The organism is Arthrobacter sp. P1_A5 (assembly GCF_056406825.1).
Map to the genome: position 1 here is coordinate 1 of NZ_JBFTZL010000037.1, position 25,494 is coordinate 25,494.

Sequence of the window (25,494 nt, forward strand, 5' to 3'; positions counted from 1 at the left end):
GGGCTGGGTGGACGAACTCACCTGGGGTGCGACCGAGAAGATGTTGCCGTCCGCCGCCGCACTGCGCGAAACCGTCCGGCGGCGCCGGGCCACCGGGGGCCCCGCGGAGCACGCGTTCTCCTCCCTCGTGGGACTCGAACTGCGGCCGCGCCGGCTCCGCGAGGCTGCCACACTGTGGGCCTTGCTCAAGGAAGAGCGTGGGGTCGACGGCCGCGACGCCGTTTGGCAGCATCCCGACCTGCTTCCCACAGCAGAGGACCTGGAAGACCCGCAAGGCTTCAGCGAACGCCGCAAACTCGCCGAAGCCAGCGACAGCGAAGTGGATGACGCCCTGCAGAAGCTGCTTAGCGGAGGGTTCGACGCGCCGGCCGGCGCCGACGCCACGGACACCGAGGGCACTCCGGATTCAGAGGGCCCGGCGGATTCAGAGGGCACCGCGGATTCAGAGGGCACGGACGAACCGGCGGCCAAGGACGACGACCGTCAGGACGGCGGACCGGACGACGGCGGACCGGACGACGGCGGCACGCCCAAGGCCTAGCCGAACGCTAGTCGGCCCCGGCCGGGATTTCGGTTCCGTCCGGGGCTTCGTCRTATCCGCCGTCGGGCGCCAGGCCGCGTGAGGTCGCGAACGAGACCCCTTCCAGGAAGGCCTTGGCGCGCTCAGTCTCCGGGTACGCCGTCAGCAACCGCCAGAAGGCGGCATCGTGGCCGGCCACCAGGAGGTGGGCCAGTTCGTGAAGCAGCACGTAGTCGATCACCCACTGCGGCATGGGCTGCAGCTTCGCCGAGAGCCGGATGGTGCCTTCGGACGGCGTCGCGGAACCCCAGCGCGAATTCTGGTTGGTGACCCAGCGGACCGAGGAGGGCACCGCCCTGCCGCCCAGGTACTTCGCCGACAGATCCGCGGCGTGGGCGGCAAGGTCGGCATCGCTGCGGGGGCGGCGCCGGCCGGAACCCCGCGCCGCCCGGTCCCCTTGGCGCCGGAGTTTTTCCAGCATGCGATGGACCCACTCCCGTTCCTGCGCCCTGCTGAAGGACGCGGGGATGGCGACGACGGCGGTGCCGTCCTCCCAGAACGCGGCGACCGTGCGGCGTCGGCGCGCAGAGCGGCGGACCACGACCGGGGCGCCGTCGGCGGTGGTCAGCGGAATGGCAGCCGGAACTGAACCGGGCGTCACTGAACTCCCCGGCTTCACTGAACCGTGCTTTCGGCCAGGACTGTCAGAACGGCCTCGCCGTACTTCTCCAGTTTGGATGGACCCACGCCGGCGAGTTTGGCCAACTGCTCCAGCRTCTCGGGGCGTGCCTCGGCGATGGCGGTCAGGGTGGCATCGGTGAACACGACGAATGCCGGGACGTCCGCCTCAAGGGCCACGTCCTTCCGCCACTGCCTGAGCGCGTCGAACGTCTGTTCCTCGTAACTGGGCGGGCACTGGTTGCAGCGGCCCACCTTGCGCTCCGCGCCGCTGGAGAGCATGCTGCCGCAGACCCTGCACGACGCCGGAACGGCCGCCTTCCGGCGCGGCGCCGGGCCCTTGCCCCGCAGGTGGGAGCTGGCCACCGAGTCGGGGCGCAGGCCGTCCAGGAAGCGCGAGGGCTTGCGGTTGGCGCGTCCGCCGGGTGTCCGGGCAGTGGACCAGGACAGGGACAGGTGTTCGCGGGCGCGGGTGATCCCGACGTACAGGAGCCGGCGTTCCTCGTCCACCGCTTCCGGAGTGTCCGCGAACGAGATCGGCACGAGGCCCTCACTCAGCCCGACCAGGAACACGGCGTCCCATTCCAGGCCCTTGGCGGCGTGCAGCGATGCCAGGGTAACGCCCTGCACGGTCGGTGCGTGCTGGGCCAGGGACCGTTCCTGGAGCTCGTTGACAAAGTCCGGGAGCGAGAACTGCGGGCCCCTGCTGATCACGAGTTCGTCGGCCAGCGCCACGAGGGCGGCCAGCGATTCCCAGCGCTCCCGGAGAGCGCCGCCGCTGTGCGGCGCCGCGTCCGTGTAGCCCAGGGAGGCGACGATGTCCCGGACCAGCTGCCCGAGCGGCTCGGGCGTGGCGGTTTCAGCCACCGCCCGGGTCGCGGCCCGGAGCTGCAGGATGGCGTCCCGGACCTCCTTCCGCGCGAAGAACCGCTCACCGCCGCGCAGCTGGTAGCCGATCCCCGCCGAGGCCAGCGCCTGTTCGTAGGCTTCGGACTGCCCGTTGGTGCGGAAGAGCACGGCGACTTGGCTCGCCGGAGTTCCGGCATCGAGGAGCTCGCGGATCCGCGCGGCGACAGTGGCGGCCTCCGCCTCGTCATCCGAGCATTCGGTGAACCGCGGCACCGGGCCCGCCGGCCGCTGCGCCACGAGCTGCAAAGGTGTGGCCCAGGCGGCGTCCGCCACCGGTCCGCCGCTGCGCCGGCCGGCGAGGAGGTCGTTGGCGAGCCTGACTACCTGGGGAGTGGACCGGTAGTCCCGGATCAGCTTAACGACGTGGGCCTCGGGATACATCGCTTTGAACCCGAGCAGGTGCTTCGGGGAGGCGCCGGTGAAGGAGTAGATGGTCTGGCTGGCGTCGCCCACGACGCAGAGCTCGTCGCGTCCGCCGAGCCACAGCTCCAGGAGCCGCTGCTGCAGCGGCGAGACGTCCTGGTACTCGTCGACGACGAAATGCCGGTACTGTTCCCGGACGGTCGCTGCCACCTTTGGGTCCTCCTGCAGGATCCCCACGGTGATCAGCAGCACGTCCTCGAAGTCGATGACGTTGCGGTCGGTCTTGACGTCCTCATAGGACTGGAAGACCCGTGCCACGGCCGTCAGGTCGAAGCCGCCCGGATTGCCACGGCCCTGGGCGTTCTCCAGATAGTTCGCCGGGGTCAGCATGGATACCTTGGCCCACTCGATTTCGGAGGCGAGGTCCCGGATGGAGGCGCGGTCCGTGCTGAGCCGGAGCCGCCGCGCGGCCTCGGCAATCATTTGCGCCTTGTGGTCCAGCAGGTTGGGCAAGGTGCCGCCGACCGCCTGCGGCCAGAAGAACTGCAACTGGCGCAGCGCCGCGGCGTGGAAGGTGCGGGCCTGAACATTGCCGACGCCGAGGTCACGGAGCCGGCTGCGCATCTCGGCGGCAGCCCGGGCCGTGAAGGTGACAGCGAGGAGCCGTTGTGGGCTGTACACCCCTGAGTGCACGCCGTAGGCGATCCGGTGCGTAATGGCGCGGGTCTTGCCGGTCCCGGCACCGGCCAGGACACACATGGGCCCCTGGAGGGTGCTGGCGACCTCGCGCTGCTCGGCGTCGAGGCCGCCGAGGATCCGTTCCTCCAGCGAACGGCCGTCAGGTTCGGGGGCATCGCCAGGCGGGGCATCGCCCGACGTCGTGCCGACCGACGGTTCCCCGCCGGGGATGGTGCTGAAGTTCAATTTCTCTGTGGTCACTTTGCTGCTCAGTCGGTAGTCGGTGTCCTGCGGACAGGGGCAGGCGGTGTCAGCCTGTATACGGCAGTGTCAGGCGCTGTCCGCGGCGTCCTGAATGACGCCGCCGTACCAGTGTTCAATAAGGGACCGGGCGATGGAGAGCCTGCTGGAAATGACGATCTCGCCGCTGAGGACGGCGTCCTGCAGTTCGCTCCGGCTGAACCACCGTGCCCTAGTGACCTCGACGCCGTCGGGCCGGGCTTCGGTGTCCGGCGTGGTGGCCGTGAAGCCGAGCATCAGGGAGGCGGGAAACGGCCAGGACTGCGATCCAAGGTACTGGGACGCGGTGACGCGGACCCCGACTTCCTCGCCGATTTCGCGCTGCACGGCCTGTTCGAGGGACTCCCCCGGTTCGACGAAGCCGGCGAGGGTCGAATAGTTCCGGGCGTCGAGCGGTCCGCCTCCGCCCAACAGCAGCCTCCCGTCGGGGCCCACCACGGTGACGATGATGGCCGGATCCGTCCGGGGGAAGTGCTCGGAGTTATCGGCCGGGCAGCGCCGGACCCAGCCACCGGCTTCCGGCTGCGTGGGAGTGCCACAGCGCGGGCAGTGCGTGTGGGTGGAGTGCCAGTTGGCGATGGCGCTGGCTTCGATGAACAACGCCGTGTCCGTGGCGTTCAGGCGTGCCGCGACTTCGCGGAAACCCACCCACTGCGCATCGCTGGGAACGCCGGCCACGTGAGCCTCAAATTCCTCGGCCTGCACTTCGAACTGAAGCGGGAGGACAAAGAGGACAAGCTCAGTGCCGGCGTCGAGGTCCGAACCGGCCAGGGCGGAACCGAGGTAAATCACGTGTTCGGGAGCGTACGGGGTGTCGGCCAGGTGCCCGGAGAGCTCGGCCGCGTTGAGGAGCACGAGGCTGTTGCCGCTGACGAGGGCCTGCCGGCCGGAGAGCACCACGGCCTGCGCCGCGCCTGAACCGACCAGCTCCGCGAGCATTCCGGGTTTCGCCCGCGCCGCGGATCCGCGGTCGATTAGGGCCGGGCGCACGGGAAGGACCGTCTCCATGAGGTGGTTTGCCGGCAGGAGATGCACCGGCGGGGCCGCACCGTCGGGTGCCGGGGATTCGGAGGGTGTTTGCTGTGATGCCGATGAAGATGCCGCTGACTCCGCAAGACTCATACACCCACCGTACTGACTCGGGCAGACAATTGACATTTGCCGACCATGCCGCCGGGCGCTCCACAGCGTGTGCGGAACAGGCCGCTTGCCCCGGATTCAGCGCCTATTTCCCTCCGATTTGTCCCCGATCTCAAGACTCGCCGCAGTGCATCGCCGACTTGGGCGCCGCTCAATCTACCGTGGAAGGGTGAGAAGGAAACCAATCGAACTGGCAGCTGTAGCAACGGCGGCGGTACCCGGCCTGACCCCGACCGCCGTCAGCTCTGCGCCCGACGATCCGGCGGACTTCGACGCGGCCCTCCTGCTGGACTCTGAGGGCAAGCGTTGGCGCGTCCGCTCCCCCCGGCATGCCGAAGCGAGCGCCCGGCTGGAAACCGAATTCCTGGTACTGCGGGCCTTCGCTCCCGGCATCCGGGCCGAGCTCCCGTTCCTCATGCCCACCGTGGCGGGAACGGTCCGCCAAGGCCAGCTCAGCACGTTTGTCTATTCGCACCTGGCCGGCGCCACCCGCTCCCTGGACGAGCTCAGCAACGGCTCTCCCGCGCTGGCCCGCGAAATCGGGGCGGCCCTGGCAGCGATCCATGACCTCCCGCGGTCAATCGTGAGCAACGCCGATCTGCCCAGCTATACGCCCAACGAATTCCGCCAGCGGCGCCTTAACGAACTGGACCAGGCGGCCACGACCGGAAAAATCCCGCCGCTGCTGCTGCGGCGCTGGGAACACGCCATGGAAGACGTCTCGCTCTGGCGCTTCAATCCCTGCGTCGTTCACGGCGACCTCCACGAGGACAACCTGCTGGTCGAGGGTGAGCGTGTGACCGCAGTGACGGGCTGGACCGACTTGCGCATCGGTGACCCGGCGGACGACATGGCCTGGCTGGTCGCCTCCAACGAACAGGACTTTGTGAACGCGGTCCTGGATCACTACACCTCCAGCCGGCGCGACGCGCCCGATGCGCACCTGTTGCGGCGGGCCGCGCTCTCTGCCGAATTCGCCCTGGCGCAGTATCTGGTCAAGGGCATGGCCGCCGGCAACCAGGAAATGGTCGACGAGGCGGAATCCATGCTCGCCACACTGGCGGAGGACGTGGCGGAACACGGCGGCCAGCCGATCAGCGTGGAACCGCTGCCGCAGCCGGTCGCGGCACCCGACCCCGGCACAGAACAAGCCATTGCCGACGCCGGTGCTCATGTCGATGCGCCGACGGTCCCGGCCGCGCCGGCCCCTGCGGCCAACGGGACGGCGCCCGCCGTCAGCAAGGTCACGCTGCTGCCTATGGAGCCGGTCCCGGGCAGCGCTTCGGCTGATGGTGCCACTGCCGGCATCAGTGCCATGCCCGCTGTGCACGTCACGCCTATCCCCCGCGAAACGGGCGCCGACGAACCGGCGGCTGTCCCCCAGCCCGTCGCAGAAACAGCCACAGCCGCTGAGGCAGGCGACCCGGCAAGCGCCGAGCCGGGCGCCGGTAAGGCCGCAGGTGCGCCCGCCGACATCACCGCAATCCCCGGTGCCGCCAAGTCCTCCACGTCCTCCGAGTCCTCCAGCGCTGATGCCGCGCTGGACGGCGCCCCGCAGGCGGCGGCCCCCGACACGGACGCCGGAAAGGTCAGTGAGGCCGGTGACAGTGACGCCGGGGCAGCGGTTCCCGCCGGTAACGACACGTCGACGCAATCGATCGCCGTCGTCCAGCCCGGCTCTGTCGTACATCCCGAGACCGCTGTGCAGCGCGACTCCCCTGTACAGCCCGAGACCGCTGCGGAGCCCGGATCCGGTGACAACACGTCAACCGCCGCGATCACGGTGGTCGACTCCGCGTCCCGCTAGCGCCGGCTGCCGGCCGGTTCAGGTGTACTGCCCCGCCGGCTCGTTCGGCGGGCTTTCTCCGGCCGGATGACATCCGCTAGGCGCCGCTGTGCGTCGCCGTCCTCCCCAGCGCGGCCGCCACGATTTCCTCAAGCTTTTCCGCTGATCCGAGGTCATGGGGGCGGACCACCTGGTTGTCGGCCACGTAGTAGAAAGCGGCCCGGACGTCCTCCAACGGGACCCCCTTGAGCCGGGCCCAGGCCAGCCGGTAGACGGCGAGCTGGACTGCCTTGACCTTTAATTGGGCCGCTGAGGGGCGGCGGCCGGTCTTCCAGTCCACAAGATCCCAGCGGCCGTCGGCGTCGCGGAACACGGCGTCGATCCTGCCCCGGACCACGACGTCGCCGATCCGTGTCTCGACCGGGACCTCGACGTGGGCGGGGGCGCGGTGGGCCCACTCGGACTGACGGAAAGTTTCCACCATGGAATCCAGGCCGTAGGCCTCGTCGATGTGGTCGTCGGCGCCGGCGGCCWCACCCAGGTCCAGCATCCCGGCGGCGCCGAAGTATTCCTCCACCCAGGCGTGGAAGGCCGTGCCCTTGCGGGCCGACATCCCCGGTTCGCGCGGTATCGGCCGGCGCAGCCGGGCCACAACGGAGCCTGGGTCATCTTCCAGGTCCACGAGAGTCGACGCCGAGATGTGCCCGGGCAGATGCACATCCTGTACCACCGAACGCCGGGACCGGCGTTCCAGCAAAGTGGCCGCCTCCTGCGCCCACCCGGCGGCAGGACCGCGCAGGACGGGACGTTTTCCGGCCTCCGCGCCATCCGGGCCGGCGTCCATTGCCCGCAGGACGCGGGCCGCTGCGGATTCCATGGCCGCCCGCCGGCCCGGGACAAGCCGCAGCCGTTTTCCCGTCCGGGGGTCATGCGGGCCCTCCAGCGGATCATAGGGCCAGGCGGCGACTTCGAGTTCAGAGGTCAGGGGGCTTTCGGCCGGCAGCGCGTCCTCGGTGACGGACAGCGGATGGATTTCGGCCGAGCCGTCGGCGGTGAGGCCCTCGAGCCCGGCAAGGAAGGGAGACATCTCCGCCAAACCCGCCCGGGACCCCACCCACGCCGCACTCGATAGCCAGAGCACGTGTTTGGCACGGGTGTACGCCACGTAGGCCAGGCGCCGTTCCTCGGCCTCGCCGTGCGCCTGGACGGCAGACTTGAACTCCTTCTCGGCGTCGAGCCAGCCTTTTTGGTCCGGCTGGTCCAGGTCCCATTGGGGCAAATCGGTGCGATCGCCGCGCAACGGCCACGGCAGTGCCGCACTGCCGCTGCTCCACCGCGAGTCACGGCTGCTGGGGAACGCCCCGGAATTGAGCCCGGGAACGAACACGACGTCCCATTCCAGCCCCTTGGAGGCATGCACGGTCAGCAGCTGGACGGCCTCGTGGTTCACCTCCGGCGCTGCGGCATCCAGACCGTTTTCCTCGGCCGCCGCGGCTTCCAGCCATGCAAGGAACGCCAGGACGTCGACCCGCTGCGAGGTGTGCAGGAACCCGGCCGCCGCGTCCTGGAAGGCGTCCAGATTGCGGCGGGCCTGATGGATACTGATCCCCGGCCGCGCCGCAACTTCGATGTCCAGGAGCATCGCCCGTTCGACCTCGCCGAGCAAAGTGGTGAGGTCGTCCCCCATGTAGCTGCGCAACTGCCGGAGCTCGTCCGAGAGCCGCTGCAGACGGTCCCGGGCCTCCTGGCTCAGTCTGCGTCCGTGCGCCGAGGTCCAGCCGTCGCGGGGCAGCCAGTCCAGGGCCTCGACCAGGCTGGCGGCGTCCGTGATGTCGCCTTCAATCACTGCGTCGTCAGTATCGTCTACGGCACCCCCGGCGTTTCCGGCACCCTGTCCGGCGTCGCCGGCGTCCAGGCCGCCGGGGTGGCCCCGACGGCGGGCCAGGAAACTTGACCAGTCCCGCAGGGCCATCAGGTCCGCCGGGCCGATCCGCCACCGCGCGCCGGCCAGCAGGCGCATGAGGGAGTCCGAGCGGCCCGGGTCGGCCAAAACCCGGAGCGTAGCGACAAGATCGATGATTTCCGGCGTGTCCAACAGCCCGCCGAGCCCAACGATTTCATAGGGAATGCCCCGGACTTCGAACTCGCGGCGAATGCATTCCATCTGTGCCCGGCGCCGGCACAGGACAGCCATGGCCGGCGGAACCGGGTCGGCGGAGTGCGCGGCGTCGAAGTCCGTTACGCGAAATTTCAGCACATCGCCGGCGATCGCCGCAGCCTCGGCTTCGTCCGTGGCGAACCGTCCCATCACCACCCTGCCGGCCACCGCGGCCGGGCTGGGCTGCAGTGGAGGGACCTCGACGGCGTCGGCGCTTTCCCGGGCCCCGGCGGCCCCGAGGTTCGCCGCCGCCTTGCTCAGCGGCGCCGAAATGAGGTTGGCCGTGGCCAGGATGTTGCGTCCGTTGCGCCACGCTGTAGTCAAGTAGGAGGTGGGCGCCACGGCAAAGCGCCGGGCCTGCCCGCTGCCCCGGCCCCCCTCGCCGCCGTGGGGGGTGTCGGTGCCTTCGCCGCTGACGAGGATCGGGAATTCGCGGACGAAATGGAAGAGTTGCCCGGCGGACGCTCCCCGGAATCCGTAGATGGACTGGTTCGGGTCCCCCACCGCGGTAACCGCATGGCCGTCGCCGAAGAGCCGGGAGAACAGCACCAACTGGGCGTGCGAGGTGTCCTGGAACTCATCGAGCAGCACCACCTTGTAACGCTGGCGCTCCGTTTGGGCGGCGACCGGAATCTCACTGGCCACCCGCGCCGCCAGGGCCACCAGGTCACCGAAGTCCAGGGCGCCGCGGGCGCGCTTCGCCTCGGAATAGCGGCCCACCATGTCCGCGACGCTGGCCCGCGTGCGAAGCATCGCGCTGAGCTCGCCCGCAGCCTGGGTGGGGTTCTTCTTGGCTTCTGCGACATACGGGAGCGACTCGAACTCGGCGACCCGCTCCAAGAGCCAGCCACGGACCTGGGTCGGGTCCTGCAAATGCTCGGAGCACTCTCCCGCCAGCTGGATCACGGCCTTGACGAGCGTCGATTTGGCGGACCGGAAGTGTTCGTAGTCCCCGTCAAAGGCTTCCACCACCTCGCTGGCGAGCTGGAACGACTGGGCGCCGCCGAGCAGCACGACGTCGCGTTCGACACCGAGGCGGAGACCGTAGTCGGACACAATGCCGCTCGCATACGAGTGGTAGGTGGAGACCTTGGGTTCAAGCGCATCCGCGCTCAGCAGCCCGGCAGGGAAGAGCGTGTTCCCGGTGTCGGCCGCCGCGATGCGCGCCAGGGCGGCCAGCTTGGCCCGGATCCGCGAGGCGAGTTCACCGGCGGCCTTGCGGGTGAAGGTGACGCCGAGGACTTCCTCCGGCCGGACCCAGCCGTTGGCGACGAGCCACACCACCCGGTCCGCCATGGTTGCGGTCTTCCCCGACCCCGCCCCGGCGATCACGAGCCGCGGCGTGAGGGGCGAGGAAATGATCAGGGACTGTTCGGCCGTGGGGCTGTTCCCCTCCCCCAGCAGTGCCGACAGCTCTTCCGGGCTGAACCGTGGCTCGGGAAGGGGCGCGGGAAGGGGAGCCGGTGCCGGATGCGGGTCGGTCGGGCCGCTTGCCGGCGCCTCGGGGCTCATTCAGTAACCTGCTTTCCCCGCACGCACAGCGGGCACACTTCAGGGAGCCGGCAGCCGTGGCCGCCGTGGCCTCCCTTGGACGGATCGTGGCGGGCCTGGAAAACGCTCCCGGACATTACGCGGGCGGCGTCGCCGACCATCTCCAGTGCCCAGTTGTCCTGCGGATCCAGCGGTGCCTGGGCCTGGATGCCGGGGCTCTTGGTGGTGGTGCCCAGCTGGGCCAGGACGGCGCCGCCCGGCAGCGGCGGCGGACCGTCGTCGGGACCCGCGAAGCCGCCGGCCAGCACGGCGGCCTGATAGGCGCCCAGCTGCGGGTGCCGGTCCAGATCCGCTTTGCCGGGCTGGCGTTTGCCGGTCTTGAGGTCGATGATCACCAGCCTGCCCTCGGCGTCGATCTCGAGCCGGTCGACCTGACCCCTGAGCACGGCGGGCCGCGCCGGACCGGTGCTTCCGCCGTCGCCGGGATCGGATCCGGCCTGTGTGGAAGCGGCCTCCGCCGGAACGTCCGGCAGCTTCACCTCAAAGTCCTGTTCGACGCCGATCAGGCTTCGGCCCTCGCTGCGCATCACGAGGACATACTGGGCGAGCTTGCGGACCATGGACTCGGCTCGCTGGAAGTCCAGTTTGCCTTCCCAGTTGTCCTTCATCCCCAGCGTGGGCCAGCGCCGGACGAGTTCGGCGACATATTCGCTTCCCGAGGCGTCCGGGAGGTCCTGCGCAATGGCGTGGACCAGCGTTCCGAGGCTGCGGGCAAAATCGGTTGCGGCTTCACCGCCGGCGGCTTGGACAAACCAGTCCAGCGGAGATTTCTGCACGGTTTCGACCTTCGAGGGCGACACGAACACGGTACCGCCCGGCGGAACCACCGCCTCCTCCGAGGACAACTCCGCCAGCCCCCACCAGCTCGCGGGGTGCGCGCCCGGAACCGGCGGCTGGGCCGTGGCCAGGCCCCCCAGCACGGCAGCGGCTTCCGCCGATTCGGCCGCCCTCGGGTCGAGCTGGGCGTACTGCCGCAGTTCCGCGACCAGCGCCCGGAGGGTCAGCGGACGCTCGACCGGGGTAAAGCCCCGGCGGTCCTGCCCGGGCCGCAACGGCGCCACATAGTCCAGGAACGAGGACGGCTGCTCATCCTCCGAGGACACCGCCGTGCAGATCAGCACCTCCCGGGCGCGGGACACAGCCGTGGAAAAGCTCCGGAGCTCGTCATAGCGTATTTCGCGCAGCCGGCTCTGCGGATCCAGTCGCAGGGCATACTCCACGCCGTGCTCGACGGCGTCGGCGAACAACGTGCTGCCGAGCAGCTCGCCGCGCAACCGGGTGTTGGGCCACACGCCTTCCTGAAGTCCGGGCACAATTACCACCGGCCATTCGCGGCCGGCCGCGCTGGCAGGGGTCATGAGCTCCACCGCGTCTTCCAGCTGCGCCCGGGCGGCCAGGGTATCCATGGGAAGTTCCTGGCTGAGCAGGTATTCAAGGAACTGCTCCGGGCCGGAACCGGGCAGCTGGTCCACAAAGCGTTCTGCGGTATGGAACAGCGCCATCATGGCATCAAGGTCACGGTCGGCCCGGGCACCGGCTGATCCTCCGGCGAGGGCGGCGTCGGTCCAGCGGGAGGCCAGGCCGGTGGAATGCCAGAGCGCCCAGAGGACCGTCTCGGCGTTGCCTCCGGGGGCACCGGCGCCGTCCCGGCCCGCTGCGATCATCCGGGCAATCCGGCGGGCCGAGTGACCCTCGATGCCCAGCGTTGCGAGCGCTCCCGGCTCCAGCAGGGCTTCGACCAGAAGCGCGTCGCTGGTGCGTCCGCCGCCGCCCAGGAGTTCCTCCCGGCGCAGCGACTGCCGCAGCCTCCGCAGTTCAATCGCGGTGGCGCCGCCTATCCGGGACGTCAGCAAGGACACCGCTGACTCGGGTGTGAGCACGGCAGGGTCCAGGGCCACCGCATAGGCATCGAGCAGCGGACGGACCGCGACCTCGTCCCGGACTGCGGATTCGGCGACGGGGATCCGGACCGGGATCCCCTGGCCGGCCAGGTACCGCTGCAACTGGCTGAGCTGGCCGCCGTTGCGCACGATCACGGCGATGTCCCCGAGTTCCCGGGCGTCGTTCAGCTGGGCTTCGAGGATCCGCTGGGCCACATACCGCAGCTCGTGGACCGGGGACGGCAACAGGTGGGCCTCGACCGTCCCCGCGCGGGCGCCGGCGGCTCTGTCCGGTGTCGGGACTGGTCGCCCGTCCGGCGCCGGCACTGGTCCGGGCTGTTCAAGCCGGCGGGCGGACTGCCCTCCGGACCTGCGGGAGATGCGCCCGGCCACTGACAGCCATGCCTCTGCCACGGCCGGGTCCTGCCGATGCGCCGTCCACAGGGGTCGTTCCAGGATCGTCCCGTCAGGGGCCAGGAGGCCGGGAAGCTCCGCCACGAGATCGGGGCGTGCCCCGCGGAAGCCCTGAACCACGGTGTCCGGCGAGGCGGTGATGATGGCATCCTTGCCGGCGGCGATGTCGGCGAGCAATTCGAAGACCGCCGGGTTCGCCTCCTGGATGTCATCCACGAGAATCAGCTGCAGGCGGTCGCGTTCGGCGGCGAGGAAATCGGGTGAGTCCTGGAAGATCTGGCGCGCGGCAGTGATGATGCCTGCGGGGTCGAAGGCCTCGGGCATGCGGAGGTCCAGGACATCACGGTACTCGGAGTACAGGGCGGCCGCCGGAATCCAGTCCGGCCGGTTGCACTGCCTGGCCAAGGCTACAAGGTCCTCGGCGGTCCGCCCGGATTCGATGATCCGGTCAAAGAGCTGGCGCACTTCCTGCCGGAAACCGCGGGTCTGCAGGGCGGCGCCCAGGTCCTCGGGCCAGGGCAGCTCGAGGCCGGGCAGCGCATGGCCCTCCAGCAGTTCCTTGATGATCAGGTCCTGTTCCGGGCCGGAGAGCAGCTTCGGTTGGCGCGGAAGCGGCAGGAGGCCTTCGGCCTTGGCACGGCGAATCAGATCGAAGGCATATGACGCCCAGGTCCGTGCCGGCGTCGTGCTCAGGCTCCGGTCCAGGCGGGCCGTGAACCGGTCGCGGAGCGTATCCGCGGCGAGCCGCCCGGGAGCCAGGATGAGCATCCGCTCCGGATCCAGGCCATCGCGCAGGGTGCGGCGGACGGCAGCCTCGACAAGGACCGTCGACTTGCCGGTGCCGGGCGCGCCGGGCACCAGGACGGGGCCGGAGCCGGGCGGGACCTCGACGGCGGCGAGCTGGTCCGGTGACAGCACCGGCACCGCGCTGTGCTGGGTCCGGGGCGGCAACAGGCGCAGCCCCGCTCCCGTTGCGCGCCCCGCCCCGGGAAGGGGACGGGACCCGGACCGCTGCAGGCTTGGTTCGAGGTGGCTGGGGGTACTCACACAGTCATTTCATCATCGGGTACCGACAATTTATGCGACTCCCGCTCGAGCCGCTCCGCGATGGCATCGATCCGGTCGAAATCGGCGTCGGTGGGCGCCCACCGGCCGGAGGCCAGGTCAACACGCCAGCGCCCCTCGCCGGTCCGGCGGAAGTCCTCGTAGCGGCCCAGCAGCGGCGTCCCCTCCTGCAGATAAAGGCCCAATGCCTCGTGCTCCAGGCCGGGCGGGGCGTCCCCGCTGGATTTCAGGRCGCGCCACCAGGGCACGCTGCTGCCATAGTGGCTCATGACCGATCCGACCTGGCGCGGGCCGCCGGCGCCGAGGAGTTCCGCAACGTCGCCATAGGCCACCGCCGTGCCGGCCGGGATCAACGCCACGAGCTCCAGAACCGCCTCCACATACTCCGTCCGCATCGGTCCAGCCTAGCCGTTCCGGACTCCGGAACCGTGCCCGGGCGGCACACGGGCACGGCGGTCAGGAACTGTCAGTGGCAGCAGTTACGGTTGAAGCATGAGCACTTGGAACACCCTCCCCCGCGCAGCCTTCGACCTCGAAACGACCGGGCGGAACTCCCGCGCGGCGCGGATTGTCACAGCATCCATCACCGTGGTGGACTCCGACGGCGGGATCGTCCAGGAACACGAGTGGCTCGCCGACCCCGGCGTTGAGATTCCCACCGAGGCCAGCGACATCCACGGCGTCACCACCGAGAAGGCCCGCAGCGAAGGCCGCCCCGCCGCGGAAGTGACGCGGGAGGTCGCAGCCGTGCTTCAGGAGCTCTTCGACACGGGTGTTCCGGTCATCGCCTTCAACGCCAGCTACGACTTCACGGTGCTCGCCGCCGAGTCGGCCCGCTACGGCGTCCCGCAGTTGAGCCGCTTCCCCGTGCTGGATCCGTACGTCATGAACAAACAGGTGGACCGGTACCGCAAGGGCAAGCGCACGCTCACCGCCTTGTGCGAGGAGTACGGCGTCAATCTGGACAACGCGCACACCTCGGCTGCCGATGCCCTGGCAACCCTTCGGATGCTCGATGCCATGGCCGGAAAATTCCCCAAGCTCAGGATGCCGGCGGGCAACCTGCACCAGCTCCAGGTCGAATGGGCCTCTGCCCAGGCCGCGGACTTCCAAAGCTACCTGCGCAAGACGAAGCCGGCCGCCGTGATCGAAGGCGACTGGCCCGTCCTGCCTCCCGAGGATGCCAGCCGGGGCGACTTCTAGGATTTCGGAACGGCGGGATTCCGGACGCCTGGGCGCCGGCGCGGGAACACTTCTTAAAACGAAACGTTCGCCGGCGGAACGGCTTAACTAGTCCGCCGCTGCGCGCAAATCCAGTGATTGCGACGGAGGTCACACCGCCCGGGGCTTCCACTTGCCGCCTGCTCCGGCGCCGATGATTCCGCGCTACCCCGCCAGCACTATCAGGATCGCCGCCGATCACACATGAACCTGAAGATAGTTCGCAGAACGCACACGTCAGCTCTGATCTGTTCGGATTGAATGGGCGTCCACGTCGGATGACACAATTATCTTTCGCGGCGTGTCTGCTCCACCCGGCGCCCAAGCCAGCGGCCGGGGGCCCGATGAGCCTCCCGCGACCCACTGAATTTCAGACGAAAGTGATTGCGTGATGAAAAGCAAAGCCTTGAAGTGKCTGACCACCGTTCCCGTGGCCATCGCCGTGGCGGTTTCCCTTGCAGCCTGCGGCGGCGGTTCGGCCCAGTCAACGGCGTCACCGACGGATGCCCTCCAGGGCAGCGACCAGAAGTCCTTGGACAAGTACACCACCAAGGACGTCACTCCCCTGGACAAGATTGACAAGTCCAAGCTCGGCCTGATCAGCGAGGGAACCCTGACTGTGGGCACCCTTTCGGACGCCCCGCCGAACATCTACATCGATAAGTCGGGCAAGTTCACCGGCTACGACAACGAGCTCCTGCGCGCCATTGCGGACAAGCTGGGCCTCAAGGTGGAGTTCAAGGCGACCGGCTTCGCCTCGCTGCTCGCCCAGGTCCAGAATAAGCAGTTCGACCTCGGGTCCTCCTCGATCTCCACCACCGACGCGCGCCGTAAGACCGTCGGCTTCACGAACGGTTACGACTTCGGCTACATGGCCGTCGTCGCCAAGAAGGACTCCAACATCAAGGGGTTCAAGGACCTGACCAAGGACACCCGCATCGCCGTGGTCCAGGGCACGGTGCAGGATGACTACGTCACCAACACCCTCCAGATCGAACCCGTCCGCTTCGAGGACTACAACACCGCCTACGCCAACTTGAAGAACGGTCAGGTTGACGCCTGGGTCGCTCCGTCCCAGCAGGCCACCGGCCAGGTCAAGGAAGGCGACGGCACGGTCATTGCCGAGTCGGTTGTGAACACCCAGAACTTCACCGCGTACGCCGTGAACAAGGAAAACCAGCCGCTCATTGACGCGCTGAACTCCGGCCTCGACGCCGTGATTGCTGACGGCACCTGGTCCAAGTTGACCAAGGAATGGTACCCGGAGCGCGAGACCCCGGCCACGTGGTCCCCGGGCTCCAAGGCCGTCACCGTTCCGAAGTCCTAGTCCATGGATGCACTCGATCAACTCGTAAAGACCTTCTTTGACTGGGAGGCGATGGCAGCCGTCCTGCCGAACATGATTATGTTCGGCCTGCCCAACACCCTGATCCTAGCGGTTTCCTCGGGCGTGCTCGGGTGCATCCTGGGCATGGTCCTGGCCGTCATGGGCACGTCCCGCCTGACGCCGCTGCGGTGGCTCTCCCGGATCTACACGGACATCTTCCGCGGCGTTCCGGCTATTGTCATCATCCTCCTCATCGGCCTCGGGCTCGGACCCATAGTCCGGGTAGCGACCGGATCCACGAACCCGTTCCCGCTGGCCATCTTCGCCCTGACGCTCATGGCGGCGGCCTACATCGGCGAGATTTTCCGCTCGGGCATCCAGAGCGTGGAAAAGGGCCAGCTGGAGGCGTCCCGGGCCCTGGGCTTCAGCTATGGTTCGTCTATGCGCCTCGTGGTGATTCCACAGGGGGTCCGGCGCGTGCTCCCGGCCCTGGTCAACCAGTTCATCGCGCTGATCAAGGACTCGTCCCTGATCTATCTGCTGGGCCTGATCGCCAGCCAGCGCGAGATCTTCCGGATCGGTAACGACGCCGCCGCCAATACGGGAAACCTCTCGCCTCTGGTTGCCGCGGCGTTCATGTACCTCATCCTGACGGTTCCGCTCACCCACTTGGTCAACTACATCGACAAGCGCCTGCGCACCGGCCGTCCGGAGAAGCGTCAGCCTGACGACGCCGCAGCCTTGATCGGGAAGGGAGCACAGCCATGAGYGAATTCGCCTCTGGCTCGCTGACCGGCAAGAACCTGCACTTGTCCTTCGGCACGAACCATGTCCTCCGCGGCATCGACCTTCATGTCGAGAAGGGCACCACCGCCTCGGTGATCGGGCCCTCCGGCTCAGGGAAGTCCACGCTGCTGCGTGTCATGAACCGCCTGATCGAACCGGACCAGGGCGACATCCTGCTCGATGGCCGCTCGGTCCTGAAGGACAACCCGGACGAGCTGCGCCAGCGGATCGGGATGGTGTTCCAGCAGTTCAACCTGTTCCCGCACAAGACCGTGGTGGACAACGTCTCGCTGGCGCTGCGGAAGCTGCGCAAGCTGCCGGCCGAGCAGGCCCGGGCCGAGGCACTCGAGCAGCTCGACCTGGTGGGGCTCAAGCACAAGGCCGACGCCCGTCCTGCCAACCTCTCCGGCGGCCAGCAGCAGCGTGTCGCCATTGCCCGCGCCCTGGCCATGAAGCCGGAGGTGATGTTCTTTGATGAGGCCACCTCCGCCCTCGACCCCGAGCTCGTCAAGGGTGTGCTGGCGCTGATGGCCGACCTCGCCAAGGGCGGCATGACCATGGTGGTGGTGACCCACGAGATGGGCTTCTCCCGCAATGTCTCGGACACCGTGACGTTCATGGACGCCGGCGTCGTCGTCGAGTCCGGTCCCCCGGAACAGATCTTTACCAGCCCGCGGACCGAGCGGCTGCAGGGGTTCCTCGCGGACGTTCTGTAGTTCGCGCCAGAGTCCCGGCAGCTTAAATGACTGATGGCACCCGCAGCGGCGGGTGCCATCAGTCATTTAAGGGCTAAGGCTATGGCTTGGCGCCGGCGGCCGCCTTCGCCGCGGCCGGCAGGGCGTCGAAGATCCGGTTCATCGCGGTGTCGTCGTGCGCGGCGGAGAGGAACCAGGCTTCGAAGACCGACGGCGGCAGGTAGACGCCGGAGTCCAGCATGGAGTGGAAGAACGGGGCGTAGCGGAACACTTCCTGGCCCTGGGCGTCCTCGTAGTTGTGGACCCCCCGGGCGCCCGTGCCGAAGGCCACGGAGAACAGGTTGCCTGCGCGCTGGATGGAGTGGTCCACACCGGCCGCATCGAGTGCGGAGGACAGCGCCGCGGAGAGTTCCAGCGAGCGGGCATCCACGAACGAATAGACCTCGGGGGTGGCGTGCGTGAGGGTCGCGACCCCGGCGGCCATGGCCACCGGGTTACCGCTCAGCGTCCCGGCCTGGTAGACGGGGCCCAGGGGCGCCAGGTAGTCCATGACCTCCGCGCGTCCGGCGAGGGCCGCCGTCGGCATGCCTCCACCAATCACCTTCCCAAACGTCAGCAGGTCCGGGGTCCACGGCTGGGCGGCACCGGCGGCGCCGCCGGTGAGGCCCCAGTAGCCGGAGTAGCCGGTGCGGAATCCGGTCAGGACCTCGTCGAGGATCAGCAGGGCGCCGTGTTCGCGGGTGATCCGGGAAAGGCCTGCGTTGAAGCCGTCGCCGGGGGTGACCACGCCCATGTTGGCGGGAGCGGCTTCGGTGATGACGGCGGCAATGCTGTCACCGTGCTTGGCGAAGGCGGCTTCGACGGCGCCGAGGTCGTTGTAGGGCAGCACGAGCGTCTCGGCGGCGGTCGCGGCGGTGACCCCGGCTGAGCCGGGCAGCGCGAGGGTCGCCAGGCCGGAGCCTGCGGCGGCGAGGAGGCCGTCGAGGTGGCCGTGGTAGCAGCCGGCGAACTTGATGATCAGGTTGCGGCCGGTGAAGCCGCGGGCGAGCCGGACGGCCGTCATGGTCGCCTCGGTGCCGGTGGAGACCATCCGGACGCGCTCGGCAGCCGGGACACGCTCCTTGACGATTGCGGCAAGGTTGGCCTCGTCCGGTGTGGAAGCGCCGAAGGAGAGACCGCGGTCGACGGCTGCGTGCACGGCTGCCAGGACCTCCGGGTGGGCGTGCCCCAGCAGCGCCGGGCCCCAGGAGCAGACGAGGTCGACGTAGTCGGCACCGTCGGCGTCGGTCAGGTAGGCACCCTTGGCGGACACCATGAACCGCGGCGTCCCGCCCACAGAGCCGAAGGCGCGCACGGGCGAGTTCACCCCGCCCGGCATCAGCTGGCGGGCACGGTCAAAGAGTTCCTCGTTGCGAGGCATGCTGGAAGTCATGGTTCCTATTCTTTCAGTTCGCGGCGAGGTCAGTTCGCGGCCAGTTCAGTTGGCGCTAAGCAAGGCGGCCACGCGGGGCGCCACTTCGGTGCCGAACAGTTCAATGGAGCGCATCATGGCCGTGTGCGGCAGGGTGCCGTTGCTGTACTTGAGGTCAAAGCGGTCCACCCCCAGGTTCTTTTTGAGCAGGGCAATCTTCGCAGCCACGGTTTCCGGTGACCCGACATAGAGGGCTCCCTCGGGCGTACACATCGCGTCAAACTCGCCACGGCTGGCCGGACCCCAGCCGCGTTCGGCCCCGATCCGGTTCCGCTGCTCTAGCCAGTGCGGGAAGAACTCCTCGCGGGCGTCCTCATCCGTGGCGGCAACGTGGCCGGGCGAATGCGTGGCCATCTGCTGCATCGGGTGCCCGTACTTGGCCATGGCCTCACGGTAGAGGTTGGCCAGGGGCGCGAAAGACCGCGGCTGGCCGCCAATGATCGCGAAAATGATCGGGTAGCCGTACTCGGCGCAGCGCAGCACCGACTCGGGCGTGCCGCCGACGCCGATCCAGGTCGGCAGCAGGTGGTGTTCCAGCGGCGGGTAGACGCTCAGGCCGCTGATGGCCGGCCGGGTGCGTCCCTCCCAGTGGACCGGTTTCTGCGCCCGGACCTTGTCGAAGAGCTCGAGCTTTTCCTCGAACAGGACCTCGTAGTCCGCCAGGTCCAGGCCGAACAGCGGGAAAGACTCGATGAAGGACCCGCGGCCCAGCATGACCTCTGCCCGGCCCCCGGAGATGGCGTCCACGGTGGCGAAGCGCTGGAACACCCGTATCGGGTCATCGGAGCTGAGCACTGTCACAGCCGAGCCGAGCCGGATGTTCTTGGTGCGGGCGGCCGCCGCGGCCAGGAATACCTCCGGGGCGGAGACCGCGAAGTCGCGGCGGTGGTGCTCCCCCACCGCGAAGGCGTGCAGGCCGATCTGGTCCGCGAGTTCGGCCTGTTCCAGGAGCTGGCGCAGCACCTGGGCGTGCGGGACGGGATGGCCGTCCGGGAAGACCCCGACGTCGCCGAAGGTGTTCAGGCCCAGGAAGATGCGGTTGGGCCCCACCGGCGCGGTGGGTATGGAATTGAGCGGGGCGTCCGCGGATTCGGGGGCCGTGTTCATCGGGTTTCCTTCAGCCAGCCGGCGAGCTCGCTCGCCCAGTAGGTCAGCACCATGTTGGCGCCGGCGCGCTTGATGCCCAGGACGGACTCAGTGATGGCGGCCCGGCGGTCGATCCAGCCGTTTGCGGCGGCGGCCTCGATCATCGAGTACTCGCCGGAAATCTGGTAGGCGGCCACGGGGACCGGGCTCATGGCGGCGACGTCGGCGAGGATGTCCAGGTAGCTCATGGCAGGCTTCACCATGACCATGTCGGCGCCTTCGGCCAGGTCCAGGTCCACCTCGAGGATGGCCTCCCGGCGGTTGGCGGCGTCCATCTGGTAGGTGCGGCGGTCGCCGGTCAGCTGCGAGTCGACGGCCTCGCGGAACGGGCCGTAGAACGCGGAGGCATATTTCGCGGCGTAGGCCACGATGGCGGTGTTGGCGTGGCCGGCGTCCTCGAGGGCCTGCCGGATCACGGCGACCTGGCCGTCCATCATGCCCGACGGGCCCAGGACGTGGGCGCCGGCGTCGGCCTGGGCAACCGCCATCTGGCCGTAGATTTCCAGGGTGGCATCGTTGTCGACGTAGCCGTTGGCGTCCAGGACACCGCAGTGGCCGTGGTCGGTGAATTCGTCCAGGCACACGTCGCTCATGACCACGAGGTCGTCGCCGACCTCGGCGCGGACGTCCCGGATGGCTTTGTTCAGCACGCCGTCGGGGTCCAGCGACGCCGTCCCGCGCGCGTCCCGGACGGCGGGGACGCCGAACAGCATGATGCCGCCGACGCCCAGCCGGACAGCCTCGGCCGCCGCACGCCTGAGCGAATCGGTGGTGTGCTGCTGCACGCCGGGCATCGAGGCGATCGGGTTGGGCTCACTCAGGCCTTCGCGGATGAAGGCCGGCAGGATGAGCTCCGAGGCTGAGAGCCGGTGTTCGGCCGTCAGCCGGCGCATGGCCGGGGTGGTGCGGAGCCGGCGGGGGCGGTGGGTCGGGAAGCTCATATGGTGTCCTTTGCTGAGGGCTCTGCGGCTGACGGATGCGATGGGGGCTGCTGGTGGTCAAGGGACCGCACGACGGCGGCAACCAGGCCGGACGCCGTCGGCTCTTCGGCGACGGCGTCGACGCTGAGTCCGAGGGAGGCCGCCTCGGCCGCCGTCGAGCGTCCGATGGCGACGAAACGGCAGGTGCCCAGCGGGCCGAGGTCCGCGTGGATGCGGCGGGCGGCGCTCGGGGAGGCGGCGACGACGGCGTGCAGCCGACCGGCCCCGATTTCGGCTTTCGCCTCGGCCGTGGTGAGCACGGTGGGCGGCGCGTCCTGCCCGGCCGGACTGATCCCCTGCGACAAGGTCGCCTGCGGCGGGGCCGGTGGGAATGCGGGCAGCGCCCGCCGCGGATCGGCAGGATAGTCGACGGTGTTGTACGCGGTGACGGTCTGGACGGCCGCGCCGCGGGCCTCGAGGCCCTTGCGCAGCCGCGGGTCCGCTATGTCCGCCTGGGGCAGGAGCACGCTGCCCTGGTTCGCGGGCCAGATGTCGAGCAGGCCCGTGCCGGATTGCTGGCCCGTGGGTGCAAGGTCGACGCTGATGCCCCGGGACTCCAGCTCACGGCGGGTCGCCGGGCCGATCGTGGCCACGAGGATGCTGCCGGGCAGCCAGTTGCTGAGGGAGGCGCCGCGTTCGGCGGCTTTCGCCTCCAGTGCCTGGACCGTGGTCACGCTGCTGATCACGAGCCACGTGTAGGCCCCGGCGCCGAGGGCGTCGAAGGCGACGTCGAGGGAGTGCTGGTCGTTGGCCTGCTCAAAGTCAATCAGCGGGAGCAGCAACGGCTCGGCGCCGGCACGGCGGAGGGCCGTGACGAGTTCCCCCGCGCGGTCCGGGCTGCGGGCAACCAACACGCGGGCGCCCTCCGGCACCCTCATGCCGGTTGGGCCGCCCGTGTGGTTGCGGTCGCTGTGGGGTGCCATGAAGTGGTGGATCCGCGGTTCAGGAAGCTGCCAGGTCCGCGATGTCCGCGGCGCCTCGGGCCAGCAGCACTTCCGCCAGCTCGATCCCGAGCAGCGTTGCCCCGACCTCGGTGAGGCCGTCAGTGGCTTTCTTGTCGCGGACGGTTGCCGTGCCGTCGACGGCGCAGACCACCGCTTCGAGGTACAGCATGCTGCCCTTGCGGTAGGCGTAGGCGCCCACCGGGGCGGCGCATCCGGCCTCCAGCCGGGCCAGCAAAGCCCGTTCGGCCGTGACGGCGAGCCGGGTGTCCGGATCATCGAGGGCCGCGAGGGCCTGCGCCAGCACGCCCTGGGAGCCTTCCGTGGACCCGGCCCTGCGGGGAGCGTCGGCGGTCCGGCATTCGATCGCCAAGGCACCCTGCCCGGCGGCCGGCAGCATAATGTCCGTCTCAAGGTATTCGCTGACCGCGTCGAGCCGGCCAATCCGGTGCAGTCCGGCGGCTGCGAGAACGACGGCGTCGAGGTCGTTCGACTTGCCGTCAACGACGGCATCGTTCGTGTTGCCCGGCAGCCCGGGAACGCGTCCCAGCCGGGTGTCCACGTTGCCGCGGATGTCGCGGATGTCCAGGTCCGGACGCACGGCGCGGAGCTGGGCCGCGCGGCGCGGGGAGCCGGTGCCGACGCTCGCGCCGCTCGGCAGGTCCGCGAGCTTCAGTCCGTCGCGGGCGCACAGCACGTCCCGGACGTCGACGCGTTGGGGTGTGGCCGCGAGGCTCAGGCCGAGGGCCGGACCGGTCGGGAGGTCTTTGAGCGAATGCACGGCGATATCGCAGGTGTCCTGCAGCAAGGCCTCGCGGAGCGCGGCGACGAAGACGCCGGTACCGCCCATCTGGGACAGCGAGCCTTTGAGGACGTCGCCGTCGGTCCGGATATGGACCAGCTCCACGGGGAACCCGCCGATGGCGGCCAGCTGGTCCGCGGTCTGCTGGGTCTGGGTCAGGGCGAGTTTGCTGGCGCGCGTGCCGATCCGGACGCTCATGCGGTCCCCTCGCCCGCCGCCGCAGCAGCCGCGGCTGCCCTTCCCGCCGCCGCGGGGGCGGCCGGGTAGGGATCGTGTCCGGTCCCGACGGTGGTGTCGGCTCCGGCGATGGTGGGCTTTTCGCCGCGGAAGTTAGCGCAGCAGCCGGGACGGCAGACGTCGTACCAGGGGCCGAGCTTGGTCAGGTGCGGCCGCTCGGCAATGTTGTTCGCGACAGTCCGCTCGCAGATGAGGTCGACAAGCCCGGCGACAAACTTGCGGTGCGTTCCGGGCGTGGGGACACGGGTTGCGGCCAGTTCCAGCCGGGCGCAGGTCTCAAGCGCCTCGGTGTCCAGGTCCCAGACCACTTCCATGTGGTCGCTGACAAAGCCCAGCGGCACAATCACGATGCCCTTGACGCCCTGGCGCGCGAGCTCCTCGATGGCGTCGTTGATGTCCGGCTCGAGCCACGGCACGTGCGGGGCGCCGGAGCGGGACTGGTAGACGAGGGACCAGGGTGCGGTCAGGCCGGTCGCGTCTTCCACCCGGCGGATGATCTCGGTGCCGGAGGCCAGGTGCTGTGCGGCGTAGGCGGAGTCTTCCTCAAAAGTGCGCGGCTCACCCTCGGACCGGCCGGCGGCCTCGGCGTCGCGGGTCGGGATGGAGTGCGTCGCGAACAGGATGTGCACGGGGGCGTCCGGGGTGCCGGCCGCGGCCAGCTGGGCACGGACGTCGGCGAGGCCGGCGGCGGTTCCCTCGATGAAGGGCTCCACGAACCCGGGGTGGTCGAAATACTGGCGCACCTTGTCGACCTCGAGCTTGCCGTCGAGCCCGGTTTCGGTCAGCGCCATGCCGATGTCCTCGCGGTACTGGCGGCAGCTGGAGTAACAGGAGTAGGCACTCGTGGTGAGCATGAGCACCTTGCGGTGGCCGGCGTCGTAGATCTCCTGCAGGGTCTGCGGGATGTACGGGTCCCAGTTGCGGTTGCCCCAGAACACCGGCAGCGCGATGCCGCGGGCTGCAAGTTCGGCCTCGAGGCCGGCCTTGAGCTGACGGTTCTGTCCGTTGATGGGGCTGATGCCGCCGTTGGCGCGGTAGTGGTGCGAGACCTCTTCGAGCCGTTCGTCGGGGATGCCGCGGCCGCGGGTGACGTTGCGGAGGAACGGGATGACGTCCTCCTGGCCTTCGGGCCCGCCGAACGAGGCGAGGAGCACGGCGTCGTACTCCTTGGGGGCCATCCGGCCGGCCTCGGTGACGGTGTTCACGGCGGTTACCGGAGCGGCGGATTCCTGCGGATCGATCGGGCTCATGCCAGGACCTCGGCGATCTCGGCGGCGGTGACGCGGCGGCCGGTGTAGAAGGGGATTTCCTCGCGGACGTGGTGCCGGGCTTCGGTGGCGCGCAGGTGGCGCATCAGGTCCACGAGGTCCACGAGCTCGGGGGCTTCCAGTCCGAGGATCCATTCCCAGTCGCCGAGGGCGAAGGAGGAGACGGTGTTGGAGATGACCTGGGGGAAATCGCGGCCCAGCATGCCGTGGTCGCGGAGCATGGCGCCGCGCTCTGCGTCCGGGAGCAGGTACCACTCGTAGGAGCGGACGAAGGGGTAGACGCAGAGCCATTCCGCCGGTTCCACGCCGCGGGAAAACGCCGGGGTGTGGTTCTTGGCGAACTCGGCCTCCCGGTGCACGCCCATGGCGGACCAGACGATCTCGGTGCCGGCGAACAGCTTGCTGCGCCGAATGTCCCGCACTGCCCGCTGCAGCGCTTCCGGCCGGGGACCGTGCAGCCAAACCATGATGTCCGCGTCGGCCCGCATCGCCGAGACGTCGTAGCTGCCGCGGTGGACAACTCCGGCGTCGGCGAGGCTATTCATCAGGGCCTCGAAGTCCTCAGCGGCATCGGCGCCGCGCAGGATGTCCGCTGACCGCTTGAATACGGTCCAAAGGGTGAAGAACTGCTCAGTTGAATCTTCGGGCGCCGATGCCCCGGCGACTGATTCTMCGGGGGCTGACATTCCGGTTTTAGTGACAGATTCGGCAGAAGTGTGGCTCATGCATACCAGTCTGCCTCCTCTCCCCAGCTAAGTCGAAAAAAAGCACTTCTACAACGCGTAGAAGTGCTTTATTTCACATGCGGGGCGCGGGAGGCGGGGGCGCGTCCGCGGGAGGCGGGTCCTGTCAGCTCCGGCGCATCCGGAGGACCGCGGCGCCGGCGCCGAGCGAGAGYGCCACCAGGCCGATGCCCCAGCCGACCAGCGGGGACAGGCCGGCCGGTTCCAACGTCGAGGTCGCCTCGAGGGAGGAGTTGCCGGAGTGGCCCTTGGCCGGAGCCGGTGCCTGGGTCCAGCCGGCTGTGTTTGAACYCGTCGGGGACGGCTGCGGTGTGGCCGACTTCGAGGCCGACGTCTGCGCGCCGGCACCGTTGCCCGTGGCCGGCACCGCGGTGCCGGACTGTGGATCGGCGGCCGGGTCGGCGGCCGCGCTGCCCGGCGCCGGCCGCTCTGGGG

At 69.3% G+C, this 25,494-nt stretch carries 19 protein-coding genes and 1 pseudogene; 6 read left to right on the forward strand and 14 right to left on the reverse strand.

Features of this window, described 5'->3' with window-relative positions; all coding sequences use genetic code 11:
• Window positions 1–541 (forward strand): zinc-dependent metalloprotease (locus AC1D1S_RS08115; protein ID WP_476994193.1); only part of this gene is annotated, 541 nt, incomplete at its 5' end.
• A gap of 7 nt (window positions 542–548) precedes the next feature.
• Here AC1D1S_RS08115 and AC1D1S_RS08120 read toward each other — a convergent pair.
• The 3 genes from AC1D1S_RS08120 to nudC form a co-directional block, all read right to left on the reverse strand.
• Window positions 549–1,181: a M48 metallopeptidase family protein gene (locus AC1D1S_RS08120; RefSeq protein WP_243181168.1), complete on the reverse strand. Its 633-nt coding sequence runs from the start codon at window positions 1,179–1,181 to the stop codon at window positions 549–551.
• Between the two features lie 14 nt (window positions 1,182–1,195).
• Window positions 1,196–3,298 carry an ATP-dependent DNA helicase UvrD2 gene (locus AC1D1S_RS08125; protein ID WP_476994197.1) on the reverse strand — a complete coding sequence of 701 codons (2,103 nt, stop codon included), beginning with the start codon at window positions 3,296–3,298 and terminating at the stop codon, window positions 1,196–1,198.
• Between the two features lie 180 nt (window positions 3,299–3,478).
• A complete protein-coding gene (gene nudC / locus AC1D1S_RS08130; protein WP_243181167.1) occupies window positions 3,479–4,570 on the reverse strand; it encodes an NAD(+) diphosphatase in 1,092 nt (363 codons plus the stop codon).
• 187 nt (window positions 4,571–4,757) lie between these two features.
• On the opposite strand from nudC, the gene AC1D1S_RS08135 reads away from it, so the two are divergent.
• Complete coding sequence (locus AC1D1S_RS08135) at window positions 4,758–6,395, forward strand: macrolide 2'-phosphotransferase (RefSeq protein WP_476943547.1); 1,638 nt, start codon at window positions 4,758–4,760, stop codon at window positions 6,393–6,395.
• 76 nt (window positions 6,396–6,471) lie between these two features.
• Here AC1D1S_RS08135 and AC1D1S_RS08140 read toward each other — a convergent pair whose 3' ends face one another.
• Genes AC1D1S_RS08140 through AC1D1S_RS08150 form a run of 3 tightly spaced genes read right to left on the reverse strand, consistent with a single transcriptional unit; the run spans window position 6,472 to window position 13,837 of the window.
• The gene (locus AC1D1S_RS08140) at window positions 6,472–10,044 is read right to left on the reverse strand and encodes an ATP-dependent helicase (protein WP_476994194.1); all 3,573 of its coding nucleotides are present in this window, start codon (window positions 10,042–10,044) and stop codon (window positions 6,472–6,474) included.
• Complete coding sequence (locus AC1D1S_RS08145) at window positions 10,041–13,394, reverse strand: ATP-dependent helicase (RefSeq protein WP_476994198.1); 3,354 nt, start codon at window positions 13,392–13,394, stop codon at window positions 10,041–10,043. Before AC1D1S_RS08145 ends, AC1D1S_RS08140 begins: the two co-directional genes overlap by 4 nt.
• A 26-nt stretch (window positions 13,395–13,420) precedes the next feature.
• Entirely contained in the window at window positions 13,421–13,837 is a 417-nt protein-coding gene (locus tag AC1D1S_RS08150; protein WP_476994195.1) for an MGMT family protein, read from the reverse strand.
• A 97-nt stretch (window positions 13,838–13,934) separates the two neighbouring features.
• Between AC1D1S_RS08150 and AC1D1S_RS08155 the strand changes: the two genes are divergently transcribed.
• From AC1D1S_RS08155 to AC1D1S_RS08170, 4 genes are all read left to right on the forward strand, one after another.
• On the forward strand, window positions 13,935–14,645 hold the full coding sequence (locus AC1D1S_RS08155) for a 3'-5' exonuclease (protein ID WP_028277186.1): 711 nt from the start codon (window positions 13,935–13,937) through the stop codon (window positions 14,643–14,645).
• A gap of 409 nt (window positions 14,646–15,054) precedes the next feature.
• Complete coding sequence (locus AC1D1S_RS08160) at window positions 15,055–15,990, forward strand: ABC transporter substrate-binding protein (protein ID WP_476994199.1); 936 nt, start codon at window positions 15,055–15,057, stop codon at window positions 15,988–15,990.
• A gap of 3 nt (window positions 15,991–15,993) precedes the next feature.
• Window positions 15,994–16,758 carry an amino acid ABC transporter permease gene (locus AC1D1S_RS08165; RefSeq protein WP_028277188.1) on the forward strand — a complete coding sequence of 255 codons (765 nt, stop codon included), beginning with the start codon at window positions 15,994–15,996 and terminating at the stop codon, window positions 16,756–16,758.
• The gene (locus tag AC1D1S_RS08170; RefSeq protein ID WP_028277189.1) at window positions 16,755–17,492 is read left to right on the forward strand and encodes an amino acid ABC transporter ATP-binding protein; all 738 of its coding nucleotides are present in this window, start codon (window positions 16,755–16,757) and stop codon (window positions 17,490–17,492) included. Before AC1D1S_RS08165 ends, AC1D1S_RS08170 begins: the two co-directional genes overlap by 4 nt.
• A 79-nt stretch (window positions 17,493–17,571) precedes the next feature.
• Here the strand turns inward: AC1D1S_RS08170 and hemL are convergent, their stop codons facing one another.
• From hemL to AC1D1S_RS08210, 8 genes and pseudogenes are all read right to left on the reverse strand, one after another.
• Entirely contained in the window at window positions 17,572–18,903 is a 1,332-nt protein-coding gene (gene hemL / locus AC1D1S_RS08175; RefSeq protein WP_243181165.1) for a glutamate-1-semialdehyde 2,1-aminomutase, read from the reverse strand.
• Window positions 18,904–18,948: 45 nt separating this feature from the next.
• Window positions 18,949–20,049 (reverse strand): LLM class flavin-dependent oxidoreductase, encoded by a 1,101-nt coding sequence (locus tag AC1D1S_RS08180; RefSeq protein WP_476946614.1) that lies wholly within the window; start codon window positions 20,047–20,049, stop codon window positions 18,949–18,951.
• Window positions 20,046–21,029: a porphobilinogen synthase gene (gene hemB, locus AC1D1S_RS08185; RefSeq protein WP_243181163.1), complete on the reverse strand. Its 984-nt coding sequence runs from the start codon at window positions 21,027–21,029 to the stop codon at window positions 20,046–20,048. Before hemB ends, AC1D1S_RS08180 begins: the two co-directional genes overlap by 4 nt.
• Window positions 21,026–21,991, reverse strand: coding sequence for a uroporphyrinogen-III synthase (locus AC1D1S_RS08190; RefSeq protein ID WP_243181162.1), 966 nt, complete (start codon window positions 21,989–21,991; stop codon window positions 21,026–21,028). Before AC1D1S_RS08190 ends, hemB begins: the two co-directional genes overlap by 4 nt.
• 19 nt (window positions 21,992–22,010) lie before the next feature.
• A complete protein-coding gene (gene hemC / locus AC1D1S_RS08195) occupies window positions 22,011–23,009 on the reverse strand; it encodes a hydroxymethylbilane synthase (RefSeq protein ID WP_243181161.1) in 999 nt (332 codons plus the stop codon).
• Complete coding sequence (locus tag AC1D1S_RS08200) at window positions 23,006–24,298, reverse strand: ferrochelatase (RefSeq protein ID WP_476946611.1); 1,293 nt, start codon at window positions 24,296–24,298, stop codon at window positions 23,006–23,008. The genes hemC and AC1D1S_RS08200 overlap by 4 nt, the downstream gene beginning before the upstream one ends.
• The gene (gene hemQ / locus AC1D1S_RS08205) at window positions 24,295–25,041 is read right to left on the reverse strand and encodes a hydrogen peroxide-dependent heme synthase (RefSeq protein WP_476994196.1); all 747 of its coding nucleotides are present in this window, start codon (window positions 25,039–25,041) and stop codon (window positions 24,295–24,297) included. The genes AC1D1S_RS08200 and hemQ overlap by 4 nt, the downstream gene beginning before the upstream one ends.
• Window positions 25,042–25,165: 124 nt before the next feature.
• Window positions 25,166–25,494, reverse strand: a pseudogene (locus AC1D1S_RS08210) (hypothetical protein); the annotation flags it as partial.

Bases quoted from the DNA above. Each gene is read 5' to 3' on its own strand.
- nudC (WP_243181167.1), bottom strand. From the start codon at position 4,570: ATGAGTCTTGCGGAGTCAGCGGCATCTTCATCGGCATCACAGCAAACA.
- hemB (WP_243181163.1), bottom strand. From the start codon at position 21,029: ATGAGCTTCCCGACCCACCGCCCCCGCCGGCTCCGCACCACCCCGGCC.
- hemL (WP_243181165.1), bottom strand. From the start codon at position 18,903: ATGACTTCCAGCATGCCTCGCAACGAGGAACTCTTTGACCGTGCCCGC.
- AC1D1S_RS08180 (WP_476946614.1), bottom strand. From the start codon at position 20,049: ATGAACACGGCCCCCGAATCCGCGGACGCCCCGCTCAATTCCATACCC.
- AC1D1S_RS08200 (WP_476946611.1), bottom strand. From the start codon at position 24,298: ATGAGCCCGATCGATCCGCAGGAATCCGCCGCTCCGGTAACCGCCGTG.
- AC1D1S_RS08190 (WP_243181162.1), bottom strand. From the start codon at position 21,991: ATGGCACCCCACAGCGACCGCAACCACACGGGCGGCCCAACCGGCATG.
- hemC (WP_243181161.1), bottom strand. From the start codon at position 23,009: ATGAGCGTCCGGATCGGCACGCGCGCCAGCAAACTCGCCCTGACCCAG.
- AC1D1S_RS08165 (WP_028277188.1), top strand. From the start codon at position 15,994: ATGGATGCACTCGATCAACTCGTAAAGACCTTCTTTGACTGGGAGGCG.
- AC1D1S_RS08155 (WP_028277186.1), top strand. From the start codon at position 13,935: ATGAGCACTTGGAACACCCTCCCCCGCGCAGCCTTCGACCTCGAAACG.